This window comes from Pseudomonas sp. 30_B, assembly GCF_017491605.1.
Lineage (GTDB): Bacteria > Pseudomonadota > Gammaproteobacteria > Pseudomonadales > Pseudomonadaceae > Pseudomonas.
Window position 1 is genome coordinate 199,728 of the sequence record NZ_JAFGYY010000006.1, and the last position, 19,220, is coordinate 218,947.

The window sequence follows — 19,220 nt, forward strand, 5'->3', positions numbered from 1 at the left end:
CACTATGTCGGCGATTCAATTCAAGAACGTGGATGTGATTTTCGGCACCCACACCAAGGAAGCCATCAAGCTGCTGGACCAGGGCATGGGCCGCGAGGAAATCCTCAAGCGCACCGGCCAGGTACTGGGGGTGGAGAACGCCAACCTCGACGTCAACCGCGGCGAAATCTGCGTGATGATGGGGCTCTCCGGCTCGGGCAAGTCCAGCCTGCTGCGCTGCATCAACGGCCTCAACCGGGTCAGCCGCGGCAAGCTGCTGATCGAGCACGAAGGTCAGCAGGTGGACATCGCCAACTGCTCGCCGGCAACGCTCAAGACCATGCGCACCAAGCGTATCGCCATGGTGTTCCAGAAGTTCGCCCTGATGCCCTGGCTGACCGTGGCCGAGAACATCGGTTTCGGCCTGGAGATGCAGGGCCGCCCGGCGAACGAGCGCAAGAAGGTGATCGACGAGAAGCTGGAGCTGGTCGGCCTGTCGCAATGGCGCGACAAGCGTCCGGACTCGCTGTCCGGCGGCATGCAGCAGCGCGTCGGCCTGGCCCGCGCGCTGGCGATGGATGGCGACATCCTGCTGATGGACGAACCCTTCTCCGCACTGGACCCGCTGATTCGCCAGCAGCTGCAGGATGAACTGCTGGTGCTGCAACGCCAGCTGCACAAGACCATCGTCTTCGTCAGCCACGACCTGGACGAGGCGCTGAAGATCGGTACGCGCATCGCGATCATGAAGGACGGCCGCATCATCCAGCACGGCAAGCCCGAGGAAATCGTGCTCAGCCCGGCGGACGACTACGTGCGGACCTTCGTTGCGCACACCAACCCGCTCAACGTGCTGTGCGGCTCCAGCCTGATGCGGGGCCTGGACCAGTGCCGCCGCCAGGCCGACGAAGTGTGCTTCGACCAGGGCCGCGACTGCTGGCTCGGCCTGACCGAGACCAACCAGATCAAGGGCGCGCGCCTGGGCAGCAACATCATCGACCTGCAGCAGTGGCAGCCGGGCGACGCGGTGGAGAAGCTCAAGCACGAGCCGACCCTGGTGGACGTCAACATCCGCATGCGCGACGCGCTGCAGATCCGCTACCAGACCGGTCACAAGCTGGTGCTGCAGGAACAGAACCGCGTAGTGGGCGTGCTCGGCGACAGCGAGCTGTACCACGCGCTGCTGGGCAAGAACCTGGGCTGACGGGGCTCGGGGCACTCGACGCCGGTTCTCCGCGAGGGGAGCCGGCGTTTTTGTTGGTGGGGATTGGGCGGTTTGCCCCGCGGTGCCGGGATTCGCGGACGGAGTCCGCTTGTACGTTGTTTTCTGGATCCTCGCGTTCGCGAGGATGACGCTGAGGAGCGCGAATCTAACTTCCGTCACTCCCGCGAACGCGGGAGCCCAAAAGACAGTTGCTCCTACAGGGGCGGCGAGGCTGCTCTTCGTAGGAGCGAGCTTGCTCGCGAACGGATTTGCCGGCGGCTCGGATGCTGGGCGGTTCGCGAGCAAGCTCGCTCCTACAACGGCCCTCACCCCGGCGCCGAAAAGGGGCCCGCCTCAGTGCTTGAGGTCCGCCAACCCCTTGAGCAGCGCCTCATGGAACCGCTTCGGGTCCTGGATCTGCGGCGCATGGCCGAGGTCGTCGAACTCCACCAGGGTGGCGTTGGGAATCGCCTTGGCGGTTTGCTTGCCCAGCTCGGCGTAGTTGCCCAGCCTGGCTTTCAGCTCGGCCGGCGCGATGTCCTTGCCGATGGCCGTATTGTCCCTGGTGCCGATCAGCAGCAGGGTCGGCATCTTCAACTGGCCGAATTCATAGACCACCGGCTGGGTGAAGATCATGTCGTAGAGCAGTGCCGAGTTCCACGCCACGCGCTCGTGGCCGGCACCGTTGAACAGGCCGGCGAGCATGTTCACCCACTTGTCGTACTCGGGCTTCCACTGGCCGGCGTAGTAGGTCGCCTGTTCGTACTGGCGGATGCCCTCGGCGCTGGTCTTGAGCTCGCGCTCGTACCACTGGTCCGGGGTGCGGTAGGGCACGCCCAGGGCCTTCCAGTCTTCCAGGCCGATGGGGTTGACCATCGCCAACTGCTCCACCTGTTCGGGGTACATCAATGCATAGCGGGTGGCGAGCATGCCGCCAGTGGAGTGGCCGAGCAGGGTGACCTTGCCGACCTTCAGGTGCTCCAGCAGGGCGTGGGTGTTGGTCGCCAGCTGCTGGAAGCTGTACTGGTAGCGCTCGGGCTTGGTGGATTTGCAGAAGCCGATCTGGTCCGGCGCCACGACCCGGTAGCCGGCGTCGCTCAGGGCGGCGATGGTGCTTTCCCAGGTGCCGGCGCAGAAGTTCTTGCCGTGCAGCAGCACCACGGTGCGACCGTTGGCTTTCTGCCTGGGCTTCACATCGATGTAGGCCATGTGCATGTGATGGCCCTGGGAAGCGAAGCTGTAGTGACCGACCGGGAAAGCGTACTGGAAGCGCTCCAGTTCCGGGCCGTAGGTGGGCTTGGTTTCAGCGGCATGCAGCGGCAGGGTGGCGGCCAGTAGCAGGGCGGGTAGCCAGCGGCGCATCGGGGAGCTCTCCGGGTGGTTTGGGCACGGGTCAGACAGCGGGAACGGCAATAGGTTGGCAGATTTTCTCGGCCGGCGCCGCATCGGCTGAGTTCGATGTGTGCTCGATATCCACGCCGCCCAACCCGGGTGTAGGGCGTGGTTCCCGATCACTTCGGGTTCGAACCGTAGGATGGGTGGAGCGCAGCGATACCCATGCTGATGGCGTATGAGTCCGATGGGTATCGCTTCGCTCCACGCCATCCTGCGAGGAGCCGGCTTCAGGCCGCGCTGACGCCGCCAGTGAGCCAGTCGATGAACAGCGAGAACAGCTCCGCCTGGGAGTTGATCTCCAGCTTGGTGTAGAGGTGCTTGCGGTGCATGCGCACCGTCTCCGGGGAGATGTCGAGCACCCGCGCGCTGGATTTCACCGAGTGGCCGCGCAGCAGCAGGTGGGCGATTTCCCGTTCGCGCTCGGTCAAAAGGTCCGCGCCGAAGTTCATGAAGGCCGCGCGGATGTGCCGGTTCAGCGGTGCCTGGGCCGCCTGCGCATTGCCCTCGCCGCGCCCCGCCAGCAATAGGTCGAGGCCGCCGTTGCGCTCGAACTGGCGGATCAGCTCGCGCACCAGCGGCAGCGCGCCGGCCAGCAGGTCCAGCTGGGTTTCGCTGAAACGCGCGCCGCTGTTGCCCTGGTACAGGCACAGGGACACCTTGCGCTGCTCGCCCAGGTCAACGATGAAGTGGCAGTCCTCGGTGCAGCCGCAGCGCAGGTAGTAGGTCTTGTAGTACTCGCTGGCGAAGAAGTCGTCCGGGGCGATGTCGGCCAGCGGGTAGAAGCCCTCGGTGAGGCCGTCTTCCATGGCCAGGCAGAAGGGGTCGAGCAGATAGCCGCGGGCGTAGTAGCGGTCGATCAGCGCCTCGTGGTGCGCCGGTGCGATGCCGCGCTGGTACAGCGGTTGCGGCGGTTGGCCGCGCTGCTCCAGGCCGAGCATCATCGATTCCACCGGCACCAGGCAGTCCAGCGCCTCGGCCAGGCGCTCGACGAAGACGACGTCGCCGACGCTGGCCATGGCGCGCGCCAGCCCCGCATGCCAGGCATGCAGGGCCGGTGCGTCGGACGATTCGCTGATTGCCTGGGATTCGCTCATGTTCGGCAGTCTAAAGGGCTGCCGGGGTGTAGGCAAAATCCTCGGATCGCTCATCAGTTCCCCGCGTAGTCACCGCTGCGCTTGAGGTCTTCGGCGGCTTCGAGGATCGACTCGCGCAGGGTGTCGACGATCTCGTCGACCTGCTCGCGGGTGATGGTCAGCGGCGGCGACATCACGTTCAGGTGCACGATCGGCCGTACCAGCAGGCCGCGGGCCTGGGCGCGCAGGTGGATTTTCTCGCCGATGTTCAGCTCCTCGGGGAACAGCGCCTTGGTGCGCTTGTCGGCGACGAACTCGACGCAGGCCATCAGCTTCTGGCAGCGCACGCTGCCCACCAGCGGCAGCCCGGCCAGTTCCTGCAGACGCTGCTCCAGGTAGGTGCCGACATCCTTCACGTGCTCCAGCAGGTTTTCGCGCTCGATGATCTCAATGTTCTTCAGCGCCGAGACGCAGCTCACCGGGTGCCCGCTGTAGGTGAAGCCATGGGCGAAGCATCGGCCCTGGTCGGCCTCGGCGATCACCTTCCAGATGCGGTCGGAGAAGATGCACGCGCCCAGCGGCAGGTAACCGGAGGTCAGGCCCTTGGCGGTGGTGATGATGTCCGGCTGCATGCCGAACACGTCCTCGGAGGCGAAGAAGGCGCCGAGGCGGCCGAAGGAGGTCACCACCTCGTCGGCGACGTAGAGCACGTCGTACTTCTGGCACACCTCCCACATGCGCTTGTGATAGCCCTTGGGCGGGATGATCACGCCGCCCGAGCCCATGATCGGCTCGGCGAAGAAGGCCGCCACCTGGTCGGCGCCCAGCTCGAGGATCTTGTCTTCGAATTCCTTCACCAGGAATTCGAGGAAGTCGCTTTCGGTCATCCCTTCCGGCGCGCGGTAGGGGTTGGGGCAGGAAATGTGGTGGATGACGTCCTTGAGGAAGTCGAATTCGGCCGGGTGGTCGGCGACCTTGCCGCCCAGCGACATGGTGAGGAAGGTCGAGCCGTGGTAGGCGTTGACCCGGCTGATGATGTGCTTCTTGGCATGCTTGCCGCGGCAGTTCTGGTAGTACTGGATCAGCCGGTAGGCGGTGTCCACGGCGGTGGAGCCGCCGGTGGTGAGGAACACGTGGTCCAGGTCGCCTGGCGCCAGTTGCGCGAGTTTCTCGCAGAGCTGGATGGCGGTGACGTTGGCCATGTCGCAGAACGGGTTGGAGTAGGCCAGGCGGCGGACCTGCTCGGCGATGGCGTCGGCCATTTCCGCGCGGCCCAGGCCGATGTTGGTGCACCACATGCCGCCCACAGCATCCAGGTAGCGATTGCCCTTGGTGTCGTAGATATAGGCGCCCTCGCCGGCGGCAATGTTCAGCGCACCGTTGACACGGTGATCGTCGAACACGTGGTAGCCGTGCACGTAGTGGGCTTTGTCGGCGGCGACCAGCTGCTCGTCGTTGAACTGGGCGAAGAAGGCTGGGGTTGGGGTGTTCATCGTCTGTACCTTTCGTCTTTCGGTTATTCGTGTGGGGGAGAGCCTTCTCCCCGTGCCCCGGCGCTCAGGCCGGGGCGGGTTCGTCGCGATCCGTCAGGTTCCGGTCTTCACCGCCGCCCAGGTGCGGGTGATCAGGCGGGTGGCCTTGGGGTTCTGCACTTTCTGGGTGAACAGCCGGGAGCGGGTCTCGGCGTCGGGGTAGATCGCCGGGTCGTTGCGCACTTCGGCGGTGAGCATGGGTTTGGCGGCGGCGTTGCTCGAGGCGTAGCGGATGAAGTCGCTGATGTCGGCGGCCACCTTGGGTTGCAGCATGTATTCGATGAACTTGTGGGCGTTGGCCACGTGCGGCGCGTCGGCCGGGATGTAGAAGTCATCGAACCAGATCAGCGAGCCTTCCTTCGGCACGAAATAGCCCAGCTTCACCTTGGCGCCGGCCTCGTCGGCGCGGGCCTGGGCGGTGGCGTAGTCGCCGGACCAGGTCATGGCCATGCACTGGTCGCCGTTGGCCAGGCCGTTGAGGTAGCTGGTGGAGTCGAACTTGCGGATGTACGGACGGATCGACTGCAGCAGGTCCTGGGCGGCCTTCAGGTCCTCGGGCAGCGCGCTGTTCGGGTCGCGCTTTAGGTAGGCCAGGGCCAGGGGGATCACGTCGGTGGGCGAGTCGATGATGGTCACGCCGCAATCGGCGAATTTCGACACGATCTTCGGATCGAACAGCATCGCCAGCGAGCCGATCGGCGCATCGGGCATGCGCTCCTTGATCTTGTCGATGTTGTAGGTGATGCCGTTGCTGCCCCAGGTGTAGGGCGCCGAGTACTGCACGCCCGGATCGTAGTGGTCCAGGTGCTTGAGGACGTCCGGATCGAGGTTGTTCCAGCTCGGCAGCTTGGACTTGTCCAGCGGTTGGAACACGCCGGCCTTGAGCAGCGGCGGCACCAGGGCGGCGTTGAGCACCACCAGGTCGTAGCCGGAGCGGCCGGGCAGCAGCTTGCCCTGCACGGTCTCGTAGGAGTCGAAGGTGTCGTAGACCACCTTGATCCCGGTGGCCTTCTCGAAATCGGCGATGGTGTGCTCGCCGATGTAGTCTGCCCAGTTGTACAGCCGCAGCGTATTGGCGCTACTGCTGTCTTCCCCGTGGCCCAGCGCCGGCAAGGTCGCCAGGGCCGCGCTGAGTACTGCAGCGAGGGTTTTCTGCATGTCAGTCCACCTGTTGTTGTTGTGTTCGCTGATGGGGCCACTCTCGGCCACCGCCGGTTGGCGGACCATTCCCCGAACGGGTAGGTAGGCTCTGTTACCGTTGCAATGACGGCGCCCAGGCGACGACAGACCCTGGGACTGGCATCTTGTCGAACAATCGTTCAAATTCTCCCCATACCCACTCGGAATTACAGGAATGAACCAGGAAGTCCGCTTTTCCCGACTGGAGCCCGAACAGCGCAAGGCGCTGCTGATCGAGGCGACGCTCGCCTGCCTGAAGCGCCACGGCTTCCAGGGTGCGTCGATCCGCAAGATCTGCGCCGAGGCCGGGGTCTCGGTGGGGCTGATCAACCACCACTATTCGGGCAAGGACGAACTGGTGGCCGAGGCCTACCTGACGGTCACCGGGCGAGTGATGCTGCTGCTGCGCGAAGCCATCGCCCAGGCGGCGCCCGATGCCCGCGCCCGGCTGTCGGCGTTCTTCCGCGCGTCGTTCTCCGCCGAACTGCTCGACCCGCAGCTGCTGGATGCCTGGCTGGCGTTCTGGGGTGCGGTGAAGACCGCCGAGGAAATCAACAAGGCGCACGACCATTCCTACGGCGAGTACCGCTCGCTGCTGGCGCAGGCGCTGAATGAGCTGGCGAAGGAGCAGGGCTGGTCCGATTTTGACGCGGACCTCGCCGCCATCGCCCTCAGCGCCTTGCTCGACGGGCTGTGGCTGGAGTCCGGTCTGAATCCCAATACCTTCACCCCGGAGCAGGGCGTACAGATTTGCGAAGCCTGGGTGGATGGCCTGCAATACGGTGGCCGGCAGCGCTTCAGCCGTGCGGCGGCGGGTTGTTGATCAGCTGTTCAGCGATCGGTAACCTGCTGCCTCCGCAGGACCGGTCCTACAGACCTCTCTAGACTAATAACAAGAATTGCCCCGCAAACAGCGTGGCGTCAGCAGGGTATTGCGATGACTTCCCGTGTACTGATCGTCGACGACGATCCGGTGATTCGCGAGCTCCTCCAGGCCTACCTCGGCGAGGAAGGCTACGACGTGCTCTGTGCGGGCACCGCCGAACAGGCCGAGACGAGCCTGGCCGAGGCCGAGCGCAGCGACCAGCCCATCGACCTGGTGATGCTCGACATCCGCCTGCCCGGCAAGGACGGCCTGACCCTGACCCGCGAACTGCGCGTGCGCTCGGAGGTCGGCATCATCCTGATCACCGGCCGCAACGACGACATCGACCGCATCGTCGGCCTGGAGTGCGGCGCCGACGACTACGTGATCAAGCCGCTCAACCCGCGCGAGCTGGTGTCGCGGGCGAAGAACCTGATCCGCCGCGTGCGCCACGCCCGCCAGGGCCCGGCCGCCCAGACGGCGCGGCAGAACCACAAGCGCTTCGCCCACTGGACGCTCGACCCGGACCGCCGTCGCCTGATCGACCGCGACGGCAGCGAAACCCCGCTGACCCACGGCGAGTTCCAGTTGCTCTGCGTGTTCCTGCGCAACACCGGCCACACCCTGAGCCGCGACCAGCTGATGGACCAGATCCGCAACCGCGAATGGCTGCCCAACGACCGCTCCATCGACGTGCTGGTCGGCCGCCTGCGCCGCAAGCTGCGCGACGACCCGGCCGAGCCCGAGCTGATCATCACCATCCACGGCGCCGGCTACCTGTTCACCGCCACGCCCGTCGACGCCTGAGCCATGCGCTGGCTGGCCCTGCTGTGCCTGGCGCTGTTCAGCAGTCTTGCCGGTGCCGCGCAGCCGATCCGCTACTGCGACTACCCCGTCTACCCGCCCATTTCCTGGAGCGACGGCCACGATGTGCGCGGCCTGGCGCCGCAGACCGTGCGCAGCGTGCTCGGCGAACTGGGTTACGAGGTGCAGACCGTGGTGCTGGGCAACTGGAAGCGCTGCCTGCTGGATGCCGCCGAGGGCCGCGTCGATCTGGTGCTGGCCTACCAGACGCCGCAGCGCGACGACGGCCTGCTGTTTTCCCGCGTACCGGTGCTGCGTGAGGAAGTGGCGATCTTCTACAACCGCCGCAAGCCGGTGCGTTTCGACCAGCTCGGCGACCTCGCCAACTACCGGGGCGGGCTGCTGTTCGGCGAAAGCTACGGGCCGGAGTTCGACCGCTTCGTCGCCGAGCGCGGCAACGTCGAATGGGTCTCCGACAGCCGCCAGAACTTCGGCAAGCTGATCCGCCAGCGCATCGACTTCATCGCCCACGAGCGACGCACCGGCACCCTGTTCGTCGAACAACTGGCCGGCGGCGAGGACATCGTCGCGTTGCCCAGACCGCTGACCGTGGATTACCTGCGCATCGCCGTGTCGCGCCACTCGCCGCTGGCCGCGCGGATGGACGAGATCGATGCGGTACTCAAGAAGCGGGTGGACGACGGCAGCGTGGCGCGCTGGCTGGACGACAGCGAGCGCGGCTACCGCGCCATGCTCGCCGGCGACGGGGTGCCGCGATGAAACTGCCGGGCGGCCTGGCCCGGCGCCTGCTGCTGCGGGTGCTGCTGTTCAGCCTGTGCTTCACCGTGCTGGCCAGCGCCGTGCAGCTGTACTTCGAATACCGCCGCGAGATGCGCGACATCGATGCGCGCCTGGAGCTGATCCGCGTCGGCTACCTGGCCAGCTTCGAGCGCAGCCTCTGGGACCTCAACCAGGAACAGCTCAACGTGCAGCTGCACGGCCTGGCGGACTTCCCCGACATCGCCCAGGTGCGCCTGCGCAGCACCGACTTCAACCTGGAACAGGACGCCGAGGTGAAGCACGGCCCGTTCCGTGTCGAGCACTACGCCCTGGCCTTCCAGCCGCCGGACGGCGAGCGCCGCGCACTGGGCGAACTGGAAATCAGCATCGACCTCGGCGCGGTCTACCGGCGCCTGCTGCATGGCGGCCTGACCAGCCTGCTGTGGATGGGTGTGTTCCTCTGCGGCCTGGCGGTGGCGCTGAGCTGGCTGTTCCACAGCCTGGTCACCCGCCACCTGCGGGCCATGGCCGACTTCGTCCGCGGCCTCACCGGTGGCGACCTGCAGACCGAGCTGGCGCTGCACAAGCGTCGCCATGAGGACGAGATCGACACCGTTGCCGACGCGCTCGACGACCTGCGCCGTGCCCTGCGCGCGGAACTGCGGCGGCGCGAGGCCGACCGCGCTGCCCTGCAGAGCAAGCGCGACGAGCTGCAGCGCCGGGTCGAACGGCGCACCGCCAGCCTGCGTCGCGCCAAGGAGGACGCGGAGGAGGCCAACCGCGCCAAGAGCCGCTTCCTCGCCACCATGAGCCACGAGATCCGCACGCCGCTCAACGGCATCCTCGGCATGGCCGAGCTGCTGCGCGCCGCGCCGCTGGGCGAGCAGGACCGGCGCCGGCTGCAGGCGCTGTCCACGGCCGGCGAGGGGCTGCTGGCGATCCTCAACGAGGTGCTGCATTTCGCCAAGCTGGAAGACGGCGCCAGCCAGCCGGAGCCGGTGGACTTCTCCCTGCGCCGCCTGCTCGACGACGTGGTGACCCTGCTGGAGCCGCGCGCCGCCGACAACGGCATCGGCTTGCGCCTGCGCGTCGATCCGCAGGTACAGGACGCTTGCCGGGGCGCCGAGCAGTTCCTCCGGCAGGTGCTGAGCAACCTGCTGGCCAACGCGGTGAAGTTCACCGAGGAGGGCGAAGTGCTGCTGGAGGTGACGCTGCTAGAGAGCGGCGAGGCCGGGCAGCACCTGCGCTTCGCGGTGATCGACGACGGCATCGGCATCTCCGCCGAGCAGCAGGAAAAGATCTTCCAGCGCTTCACCCAGGCCAGCGACGAGGTGGCGCGGCGCTACGGCGGCACCGGCCTGGGGCTGGCGATCAGCAAGCGCCTGGTGGAAGCCATGGGCGGCGAGATCGGCGTGGAAAGCCTGGAGGGCGAGGGCAGCACCTTCTGGTTCGAGATCACCCTGGCGCCGGGGCACCTCCCGCGTACGCCGCGGGTGGCCGAGCGGGCGCTGGCGCTGGAGGTGCTGCTGGTGGAAGACGTCGCGCTCAACCGCGAAGTTGCCCAGGGGCTGCTGGAGCGCGACGGCCATCATGTCTACCTCGCCGACGACGCCGGGCCTGCGCTGGCGCTCACCGCCCAGCGGGCCTTCGACCTGATTCTGCTGGACATGCACCTGCCGGGCATGACCGGCCTCGACCTGTGCCGGGCGATCCGCAAGCAGCCCGGCGGGCTCAATGGGGATACGCCGATCCACGCCTTCACCGCCAGCGTGCAGCCGGGGATGGTCCGCCGCTATTTCGAGGCGGGCATGCAGGGCGTGCTGGGCAAGCCACTGCGCCTGGACGACCTGCGCCGGGCGCTGTCCGGCGTGGCGTCCGCGTCTGTGCCGGAGGCTGTGGATAACGGACCGCTGGACCGCCAGGTGCTCGATACCCATCGTCGGCTGCTGGGCGAGCACAAGCTGAACGAGCTGCTCGCCAGCCTGTGGAAGCTGCTCGACGAGCAGTGGCCGCTGTTGCTGGAAGCCTTGCGCCAGGAGGACGCCGTGGAGGTGGCCAGCCTGGCTCATCGACTGGCGGGGAGCTGCCGGTCGATGGGCTTGCGTGGGCTGGGGGATGGCCTGGGTGAGCTGGAGCAGGCTGCACTGGCGGGTTCATCGCTCGGCGAGTGGGCGGAGCGGTTGGAGCGGGAGAGGGGGGTGGCGTTCCAGTTGTTGAAGGGCACTCAGGCGTAACTCCTGCGCGGGTGGCCTGCCCTCACCCCAGCCCTGGCTGCGCGCCCCGCTCCGAAGGGAGAGGGGGCCAATTGTGCCGGCTGACGACACACCTTCATCCTGCACCGAACAGTCCCCTCTCCCTCCGGGAGAGGGTTAGGGGGAGGGGAAAGCTCAGCGCCAATACCACCGAAGAACACCAGACCCTGTAGGACCGAGGGGGGCGCCTAGCCCTTGCTCGCGAACCCTGCACAACTCCCTTGTCGCCGGCTAGTCCTGTTCGCGAGCAAGCTCGCTCCTACGAAAAGCCAAACCCTGAAACCCCCGTCCCGCGCGCCCTGCACAAAATCCTTACAACTTCCTACAACTTCGATCCGCCCGAACAACGGCGTCTTACATCGCCTTCCAATAATCCGGTGGCATCCGTGCCCGAGCCACGGCCTCTGATTGATTGGAGATAACAATAATGATCCAACGTAGAGTTCCGCTCAGCCGCGCCCGCCATTCCGTGGAGGTGCGCCATGTCTGAGTCGCAAGAGAAGATCCAACTCACCCGCGCGCTGAAGAGCCGCCACATCTTCATGCTGTCCCTGGGCGGCGTGATCGGCACCGGCCTGTTCATGGGCTCGGGCGTGACCATCGGCTCCGGCGGCCCCATGGGCGCCATCCTCGCCTACCTGGTTGCCGGCCTGCTGATGTACCTGGTGATGGTCTGCCTGGGCGAGCTGTCGGTGCAGATGCCCGTCTCCGGCTCCTTCCAGGCCCACGCCACGCGCTTCATCGGCCCGGCCACCGGGTTCATGATCGGCTGGGTCTACTGGATGAGCTGGGCCTCCACCGTGGGCCTGGAGTTCACCGCCGCCGGCATGCTGATGACCCGCTGGTTCCCCGAGGTGCCGATCTGGATCTGGTCGGGCTTCTTCGTGGTCGTGCTGTTCTCCCTCAACGCCCTGGCCACCCGCGCCTTCGGCGAGGCCGAATACTGGTTCTCGGGCATCAAGGTCGCCGCCATCCTGGCCTTCATCGTGGTTGGCCTGCTGGTGATCTTCGGCGCCATCCCGCTGAACAGCGGCGCCGCCGCGCCGGGCCTGTCCAACCTGGTCAGCGATGGACTGTTCCCCAATGGCCTGTCCGCCGTGTTCGCGGTGATGATGACGGTGGTCTACGCCTTCCAGGGCTGCGAGATCATGGGCGTCGCCGCCGGCGAAACCGACCAGCCGGAAAAGAGCATCCCGCGCGCCGTGCGCAACGTGGTGTTCCGCGTGCTGATCTTCTATGTGCTGGCGATCGTCGTGCTGTCCTGCATCGTGCCGTGGAAGCAAGCCGGCCTGATGGAAAGCCCGTTCGTGCAGGTGTTCGACATGGTCGGCATTCCCTACGCCGCCGACCTGATGAACTTCGTGATCCTCACTGCGATCCTGTCCGTGGGCAACTCCGGCCTGTACGCCTCCACCCGCATCCTCTGGGCCATGTCCAAGACCGGCATGGCGCCGCGCAAGCTGTCCCAGCTCAGCGCCCGTGGCGTGCCGCTCTACGCGCTGCTGATCAGCCTGGCCTTCGCCCTGCTGTCGCTGCTGACCAGCATCGTCGCCGCCGACACCCTGTTCATGGTGCTGATGGCGGTGAGCGGGATGTCCGGCACCGTCACCTGGATCGTCATCGCCTACGCCCAGTACCGCTTCCGCCGCGAGCACATCGCCAAGGGCGGTACCGTGGCCGACCTGAAGTACGCCGCGCCGCTGTTCCCGCTGATCCCGCTGGCGTGCATCGCGATCTGCTGCTCGCTGTTCGTATTCCTCGCCCTGGACCCGACCCAGCGTCCGTCGCTGTATTGGGGCTTCGGCTTCATGGCGGCCTGCTACCTGGCCTACTACGTGCTCAAGCGCAAGCGCGGCCATGTACTGACCGACGAGGCGGTGCCGAGTATCGGCTGAGCCTGGTGGCACCGAAAAAGCCCCGCATCGCGGGGCTTTTTGCTTTTCGTAGGAGCGAGCTTGCTCGCGAACCCGCCCAGCTCCAGAGCCGTCGGGAATCCATCGCGGACAGAGTCCGCTCCTACGAGATCAAAAGCCCCCACCCTAACCCTGGCTGCGCGCCCCGCTCCTCAAGCGGGAGAGGGCTGGGGTGAGGGGGAAGCACAGGCACGGATTTAATCCGGGACAAGACAGTTGCTCCTACGCCAGCCGGTTACGTAGGAGCGGACTCCGTCCGCGAAGGCCTGCAAGGCCGTTTGTTCGAAGTTGTAACAAGCTCTCGGGGGACACCATGGGAAAACCCCTCGGCCCCCGCACCGCGCGGCCTTCGCGCCGGTGCCAGGGGCGTTACAAGCCACCCATTCGGGTGGATTGCCGCCTTGCTGAACACTTGTTTAGTATTGGCGCCAACGCCTCAACACAATCGTCTACAAGAATGAGGGCCGCATGACTCAACTTTCCCCGCTCAGCCGGGTCCAGGACGGCATCGCCTGGATCACCCTGAACCGTCCCGAGCAGCGCAACGCGCTGGACATCCCGACGCTCAAGAACCTGCACGCCCTGCTCGACGCCCATGAGGCCGACCCGGCGGTGCGCGTCATCGTGCTCACCGGCCAGGGCCGCAGCTTCTGCGCCGGCGCCGACCTCGCCGAATGGGCCGAGGCCGAAGCCCGTGGCGAGCTGGAAACCTACGGCTGGACCGAGACCGCCCACGCCCTGATGCGCCGCCTGCACGGCCTCGACAAGCCGACCATCGCCGCCGTCAACGGCACCGCCGTCGGCGCCGGGATGGACCTGACCCTGTGCTGCGACTTCCGCGTCATCGGCGCCTCCGCCCGCTTCAAGGCCGGTTACACCGGCATGGCCTACTGCCCGGACGCCGGCGCCAGCTGGCACCTGCCGCGCCTGATCGGCAGCGAAGCGGCCAAGCGCCTGCTGTTCCTCGACGAGCTGTGGAACGCCGAGCGCGCCCTGAACGCCGGCCTGGTCAGCGAAGTGGTCGCCGATGAACAACTGCTGGAACACGTCGGCGAATTCGCCGCGCGCCTGGCCGCCGGCCCGACCTTCGCCTTCGCCCAGACCAAGCGCCTGATGCGCGACGGCGCCGCCCGCACGCTGGCCCAGCAACTGGAGGCCGAACAGGCCGCCGGCCTGCTCTGCGGCCGCAGTGAAGATGCCGCCGAGGCGCTGCGCGCCGTGGCCGAAAAACGCTCCCCCCAATTCAAAGGCCGCTAACGGCTGCAGGTGATGTGATGGATTTCCAACTGACCCAGGAACAGGAAATGCTCGTCGAGGCGGTCAAGGCTTTCGTCGAGAAAGAGCTGCTGCCGTACGAGGAAGAAGTGGACCGCGCCGACGCGGTGTCCCCGGAACTGGCCGCGCAGATTCGCGGCAAGGCCCTGGCGGCTGGCTTCTATGCCTTCAACATGCCCGAGGAAGTGGGCGGCGGTGGTCTGGACTACCTGTCCCAGGCGCTGGTCGAGCGCGAGCTGTCCAAGGTCTCCTGGGCGCTGCACGTGTTCGTCGCGCGTCCCTCGAAGATCCTCATGGCCTGCAAGGGCCAGCAGATCCAGGACTACCTGCTGCCGGTGGTACAGGGCGAGAAGATCGACTGCTTCGCCCTCACCGAGCCGGGCGCCGGTTCCGACGCCAACTCGATCAAGACCCGCGCCGTGCGTGACGGCGACGACTTCGTGATCAACGGCTCCAAGCACTTCATCAGCCACGCCGGCCACGCCGACTTCGCCATCGTCTTCGCGGTGACCGATACCTTCGAGCGCAACGGCAAGAAGCGCAACGCCGTGACCGCCTTCCTGGTGGACAAGGGCACCGCCGGCATGACCGTGCGCCGTGGCCCGAAATGCGTGAGCAACAAGGGCTACCACACCTACGAAATCTTCTTCGACGACTGCCGCGTGCCGGCCTCCCAGGTGCTGGGCGAAGTCGACAAGGGCTGGGAAGTGGCCAACGCCTGGCTCACCGCCGGCCGCGTGATGGTCGCCGCCAACTGCGTCGGCCAGGCCCAGCGCGCGCTGGACCTGGCGCTGCAATGGTCCGCCGACCGCAAGCAGTTCGGCCAGGCCATCGGCAGCTACCAGGGCATCTCCTTCAAGCTTGCCGACATGGCCACGCAGATCCGCGCCGCCGAGCTGATGACCCTGCACACCGCCTGGAAGATGGACCGCGGCAGCATGACCGACGGCGAGGCCGGCATGGCCAAGCTGTTCGCCAGCGAAGTGCTGGGCAAGGTCGCCGACGAGACCGTGCAGATCTTCGGTGGCATGGGCCTGATGGACGAGGGGCCGGTCGAGCGCATCTGGCGTAACGCCCGTATCGAGCGCATCTGGGAAGGCACCTCGGAAATCCAGCGCCACATCATTTCCCGCGAACTGCTGCGCCCGCTGCTGCGCTGAGGTACTGGCGATGAAACGCGAAAACCTCCAGCGCCTGCTGGCGCCCCGGCACTTGGCCTTCATCGGCGGCCGCAGCATGGCGCGCGCCCTCAAGCGCTGCGCCGAAGGCGGCTTCGCCGGCCAGATGTGGCTGGTCAACCCGCAATACGACGAACTCGAAGGCGTGCCCTGCGTACGCAGCATCGCCGAACTGCCCGAAGGACCGGACGCGGTGTTCATCGCCACCAACCGCGACCTGACCGTACAGGCCGTGGTCGAACTGGCCGCCAGGGGCGCCGGCGGTGCCATCTGCTACGCCTCCGGCTTCGCCGAAACCGGCGAGGAGGGCGAAGCCCTGCAACGCCGCCTGCTCGCCAGCGCCGGCGACATGGCCCTGCTCGGCCCGAACTGCTACGGCCTGCTCGACTACCTGCACGGCGCAGCGCTCTGGCCGGTGGCCCATGGCGGGCACCTGGTGGAGAAGGGCGTGGCGGTGCTGACCCAGAGCGGCAACTTCGCCTACAACCTGTCCATGAGCGACCGCTCGCTGCCGATCGCCTACATGGCCTCGGTGGGCAACCAGGCCCAGCTGGGCGTGGCCGAACTGATGGACGTGCTGCTCGACGAGCCGCGCGTCACCGCCATCGGACTGCACCTGGAAGGCCTGAAGAACGTCCCCGGCTTCGCCCGCGCCGCCTACAAGGCGCTGCAGAAAGGCATCCCGGTGATCGCCCTGAAGACCGGCGTCTCCGAGATCGGCGCCGAACTCGCGCTCAGCCACACCAGTTCCCTGGCCGGTTCCGACGCGTTGTACGACGCGCTGTTCGACCGTCTCGGGGTGATCCGCGTCAGCGGCCCGGTAAGCTTCATCGAAACCTTGAAGGCGGCCGCCTGCGGCAACCTGCCGGCCGGCCCGAGCCTGGCCGCGCTGGCCTGCTCCGGCGGTGACGCCGGGCTGATCGCCGACTACGCCGAGCGCAACGGCCTGGCCCTGCCCAAGCTGGTCGACGTCCAGCGCGCCGAGCTGGCCCAGGTACTGCCGGACTACGCCAACATCGCCAACCCGCTGGATTTCACCACCGCCATCTGGGGCGACGGCCCGGCCCTGCAGCGCATGCTCGACAGCGCCCTGCAGACCGACGCCGATGCCGCCCTGCTGGTGCTGGACTACCCCGGCGAGGAAACCGGCGAGCGCCCGCAGTGCGACCTGCTGCTGGAGCTGTACTGCGCCGCCCTGGAACGCCACGGCAAGGTCGGCTTCATCGCCTCCGCCCTGCCCGAGCTGCTGCCCGAACATGCCCGCGAACTGCTGCACGCTCGGGGCGTCGCCGCGCTGCAGGGTGTGGAAGACGGCCTGGCCGCCTGGGGCCGCATCGCCCATTACCGCCAGCGCCGCGAAGCGCTGCTGGCCCGTGGCGAAGCCGCGCTGGTGCCGCTCTGCCCGCAGGCCATCGACGGCGAAGGCCGGCTGCTGGACGAGTGGAATTCCAAACAGGCGCTGAAACCCTTCGGCCTGCCGCTGCCGCGCGCTGCACTGAGCACCCCGACGCAAGCCCGCGAAGCGGCCGCCGACGTCGGCTTCCCGCTGGCGCTCAAAGTGGTCAGCGCGCAGCTGCCGCACAAGACCGAAGCCGGCGGCGTGGCGCTCAACCTGCGCAACGAGGCGGCGCTGGAAGCCGCGCTGTTCGACATGCGCGAGAACATCGCCCGCCACGCACCGGGCGTGCCCTTCGACCAGGTGTTGCTGGAGAGCATGGCCAACCCGCCGCTGGCCGAGCTGATCGTCGGCATCAAGCGCGAGAACGGCTTCGGCCTGGCGCTGGTGCTGGGTGCCGGCGGCATCCTCGTCGAGCTGCTCAAGGACAGCCGCAGCCTGCTGCTGCCGACCACCGACGCGGCGATCCGCGATGCCCTGCTGAGCCTGCGCAGCGCACCGCTGCTCACCGGCTTCCGCGGTCGCCCGGCGGTGAACCTGGAGGCGCTGGTGGAAGCCATCCGCGCGGTGGCTGACTACGCCTGCGAGCACGTGGACAACCTGCTGGAACTGGATGTGAACCCGCTGCTGGCGGACGCCGAAGGCGCCGTGGCGGTGGATGCGCTGATCCGTACCGCCGAATGATGACGCCATATCTGCAGGAGCGAGCAAACTCGCTCCTGCAGGCCACGCATTAGCCTTGGGGAGCAACCTCATGCAAGAGAACAAGAACCTCACCGGCGGCCAGGCCCTGGTCCGCCTGCTGGCCAACTACGGCGTCGACACCGTGTTCGGCATTCCCGGAGTACACACCCTGGAGCTCTACCGTGGCCTGCCCGGCAGCGGCATCCGTCACGTGCTGACGCGCCACGAGCAGGGCGCCGGCTTCATGGCCGACGGCTATGCGCGAGTCAGCGGCAAGCCCGGCGTGGCCTTCATCATCACCGGGCCGGGGGTGACCAACGCCGCGACCGCCATCGGCCAGGCCTACGCCGACTCGATCCCGATGCTGGTGATCTCCAGCGTCAACCACACCGCCAGCCTGGGCAAGGGCTGGGGCTGCCTGCACGAGACCCAGGACCAGCGCGCCATGACCGCGCCGATCACCGCGTTCTCCGCCGTCGCCCTGAGCGCCGAGGACCTGCCCGAGCTGATCGCCCGCGCCTACGCCGTGTTCGACAGCGAGCGTCCGCGCCCGGTGCATATCTCCGTGCCGCTGGACGTGCTGGCCAACCCCGTCGCCCGCGACTGGACCCACGAAGTCGTGCGTCGCGCCAGCCGTGGCCAACCCAGCGCCGATGCGCTGAAGCAGGCTGTGGATAAGCTCAAGGCGGCCCAGCGCCCGATGATCATCGCCGGCGGCGGCGCGCTGCATGCCGCCGATGCCCTGGCCGCGCTGAGCGAACGCCTGGCCGCGCCGCTGTTCACCAGCGTCGCCGGCAAGGGCCTGCTGGCGCCGGAAGCGCCGCTCGCCGCGGGCGCCACCCTGTGCACCCAGGCCGGTTGGGACATGATCGCCGAGGCCGACGTGGTCCTCGCCATCGGCACCGAAATGGCCGACACCGATTACTGGCGCGACCGCCTGCCGTTGACCGGCGAGGTGATCCGCGTCGACGTCGATTCGCGCAAGTTCAACGACTTCTACCCGAGCGCCGTGGCGCTGCTGGGCGACTCCAAGGCCACCGCCGAAGCGCTGCTCGCCGCGCTGCCGAGCGCGACCCGCGACGCCGCGAAAGCGCAGTCGCGCATCGCCGAACTGCGCGCGCAGATCGAAGCCGGCCACGCGCCGCTGCAACGTATCCACCAGTCGATCCTCGAGCGCATCGCCAAGGTCCTGCCGGACAGCGCCTTCATCGCCAGCGACATGACCCAGCTGGCCTACACCGCCAACTACCTGTACCCGAGCAAGGCGCCGCGCGGCTGGCTGCACCCCACCGGCTACGGCACCCTCGGCTACGGCGTGCCCGCAGGCATCGGCGCCAAGTTCGGCGCGCCGGAGCGTCCGGGCCTGGTGCTGGTCGGCGACGGCGGCTTCCTCTACACCGCCCAGGAACTGGCCACCGCCACCGAGGAGCTGGACAGCCCGCTGGTGGTGCTGCTGTGGAACAACGATGCGCTGGGTCAGATCCGCGACGACATGATCGGCCTGGACATCGAGCCCATCGGCGTCCTGCCGCGCAACCCGGACTTCGCCCTGCTCGGCCGCGCCTACGGCTGCGAGATGCGCGAGCCGCAGAGCCTGGACGAACTGGAGCGCGACCTGCGCGCCGGCTTCGCCCATCCGGGCGTGACCCTGATCGAGCTGAAACACGCCTGCGTCAAGTAGGTCCGTCGCACCCGCCGGGGCCGTGCAGGC

General features: G+C 67.4%; 14 protein-coding genes. 10 read left to right on the forward strand and 4 right to left on the reverse strand.

What is annotated here, in order from left to right; genetic code table 11:
• Nucleotides 1-4 precede the first annotated feature (4 nt).
• A complete protein-coding gene (gene choV / locus J5M67_RS08880) occupies nt 5-1,183 on the forward strand; it encodes a choline ABC transporter ATP-binding protein (RefSeq protein ID WP_207884930.1) in 1,179 nt (392 codons plus the stop codon).
• A gap of 354 nt (nt 1,184-1,537) precedes the next feature.
• On the opposite strand, the gene J5M67_RS08885 is transcribed toward choV, so the two are convergent.
• The 4 genes from J5M67_RS08885 to J5M67_RS08900 form a co-directional block, all read right to left on the reverse strand.
• Nucleotides 1,538-2,545, reverse strand: coding sequence for an alpha/beta fold hydrolase (locus J5M67_RS08885; RefSeq protein ID WP_207884931.1), 1,008 nt, complete (start codon nt 2,543-2,545; stop codon nt 1,538-1,540).
• A 260-nt stretch (nt 2,546-2,805) separates the two neighbouring features.
• A complete protein-coding gene (locus tag J5M67_RS08890; RefSeq protein WP_207884932.1) occupies nt 2,806-3,672 on the reverse strand; it encodes a response regulator transcription factor in 867 nt (288 codons plus the stop codon).
• 53 nt (nt 3,673-3,725) lie between these two features.
• Nucleotides 3,726-5,144 carry an aminotransferase gene (locus tag J5M67_RS08895; protein ID WP_207884933.1) on the reverse strand — a complete coding sequence of 473 codons (1,419 nt, stop codon included), beginning with the start codon at nt 5,142-5,144 and terminating at the stop codon, nt 3,726-3,728.
• 93 nt (nt 5,145-5,237) lie between these two features.
• Nucleotides 5,238-6,341, reverse strand: coding sequence for a polyamine ABC transporter substrate-binding protein (locus J5M67_RS08900; RefSeq protein WP_207884934.1), 1,104 nt, complete (start codon nt 6,339-6,341; stop codon nt 5,238-5,240).
• Nucleotides 6,342-6,537: 196 nt separating this feature from the next.
• On the opposite strand from J5M67_RS08900, the gene J5M67_RS08905 reads away from it, so the two are divergent.
• The 9 genes from J5M67_RS08905 to J5M67_RS08945 all read left to right on the forward strand — a co-directional run bounded on the left by J5M67_RS08905 (nt 6,538) and on the right by J5M67_RS08945 (nt 19,190).
• Nucleotides 6,538-7,185 carry a TetR family transcriptional regulator C-terminal domain-containing protein gene (locus J5M67_RS08905; protein WP_207884935.1) on the forward strand — a complete coding sequence of 216 codons (648 nt, stop codon included), beginning with the start codon at nt 6,538-6,540 and terminating at the stop codon, nt 7,183-7,185.
• 108 nt (nt 7,186-7,293) lie between these two features.
• Nucleotides 7,294-8,034: a response regulator gene (locus J5M67_RS08910; RefSeq protein ID WP_207885001.1), complete on the forward strand. Its 741-nt coding sequence runs from the start codon at nt 7,294-7,296 to the stop codon at nt 8,032-8,034.
• A 3-nt stretch (nt 8,035-8,037) separates the two neighbouring features.
• Nucleotides 8,038-8,811, forward strand: coding sequence for an ABC transporter substrate-binding protein (locus J5M67_RS08915; protein ID WP_207884936.1), 774 nt, complete (start codon nt 8,038-8,040; stop codon nt 8,809-8,811).
• A complete protein-coding gene (locus J5M67_RS08920) occupies nt 8,808-11,045 on the forward strand; it encodes an ATP-binding protein (RefSeq protein WP_207884937.1) in 2,238 nt (745 codons plus the stop codon). The genes J5M67_RS08915 and J5M67_RS08920 overlap by 4 nt, the downstream gene beginning before the upstream one ends.
• A 500-nt stretch (nt 11,046-11,545) precedes the next feature.
• Entirely contained in the window at nt 11,546-12,958 is a 1,413-nt protein-coding gene (locus J5M67_RS08925; RefSeq protein WP_207884938.1) for an amino acid permease, read from the forward strand.
• A 486-nt stretch (nt 12,959-13,444) separates the two neighbouring features.
• Entirely contained in the window at nt 13,445-14,233 is a 789-nt protein-coding gene (locus tag J5M67_RS08930) for an enoyl-CoA hydratase/isomerase family protein (protein WP_207884939.1), read from the forward strand.
• 17 nt (nt 14,234-14,250) lie between these two features.
• Nucleotides 14,251-15,411: an acyl-CoA dehydrogenase family protein gene (locus J5M67_RS08935; protein ID WP_207884940.1), complete on the forward strand. Its 1,161-nt coding sequence runs from the start codon at nt 14,251-14,253 to the stop codon at nt 15,409-15,411.
• 10 nt (nt 15,412-15,421) lie between these two features.
• Nucleotides 15,422-17,509 (forward strand): acetate--CoA ligase family protein, encoded by a 2,088-nt coding sequence (locus J5M67_RS08940; RefSeq protein WP_207884941.1) that lies wholly within the window; start codon nt 15,422-15,424, stop codon nt 17,507-17,509.
• A gap of 70 nt (nt 17,510-17,579) precedes the next feature.
• On the forward strand, nt 17,580-19,190 hold the full coding sequence (locus tag J5M67_RS08945) for a 5-guanidino-2-oxopentanoate decarboxylase (RefSeq protein ID WP_207884942.1): 1,611 nt from the start codon (nt 17,580-17,582) through the stop codon (nt 19,188-19,190).
• Nucleotides 19,191-19,220 lie beyond the last annotated feature (30 nt).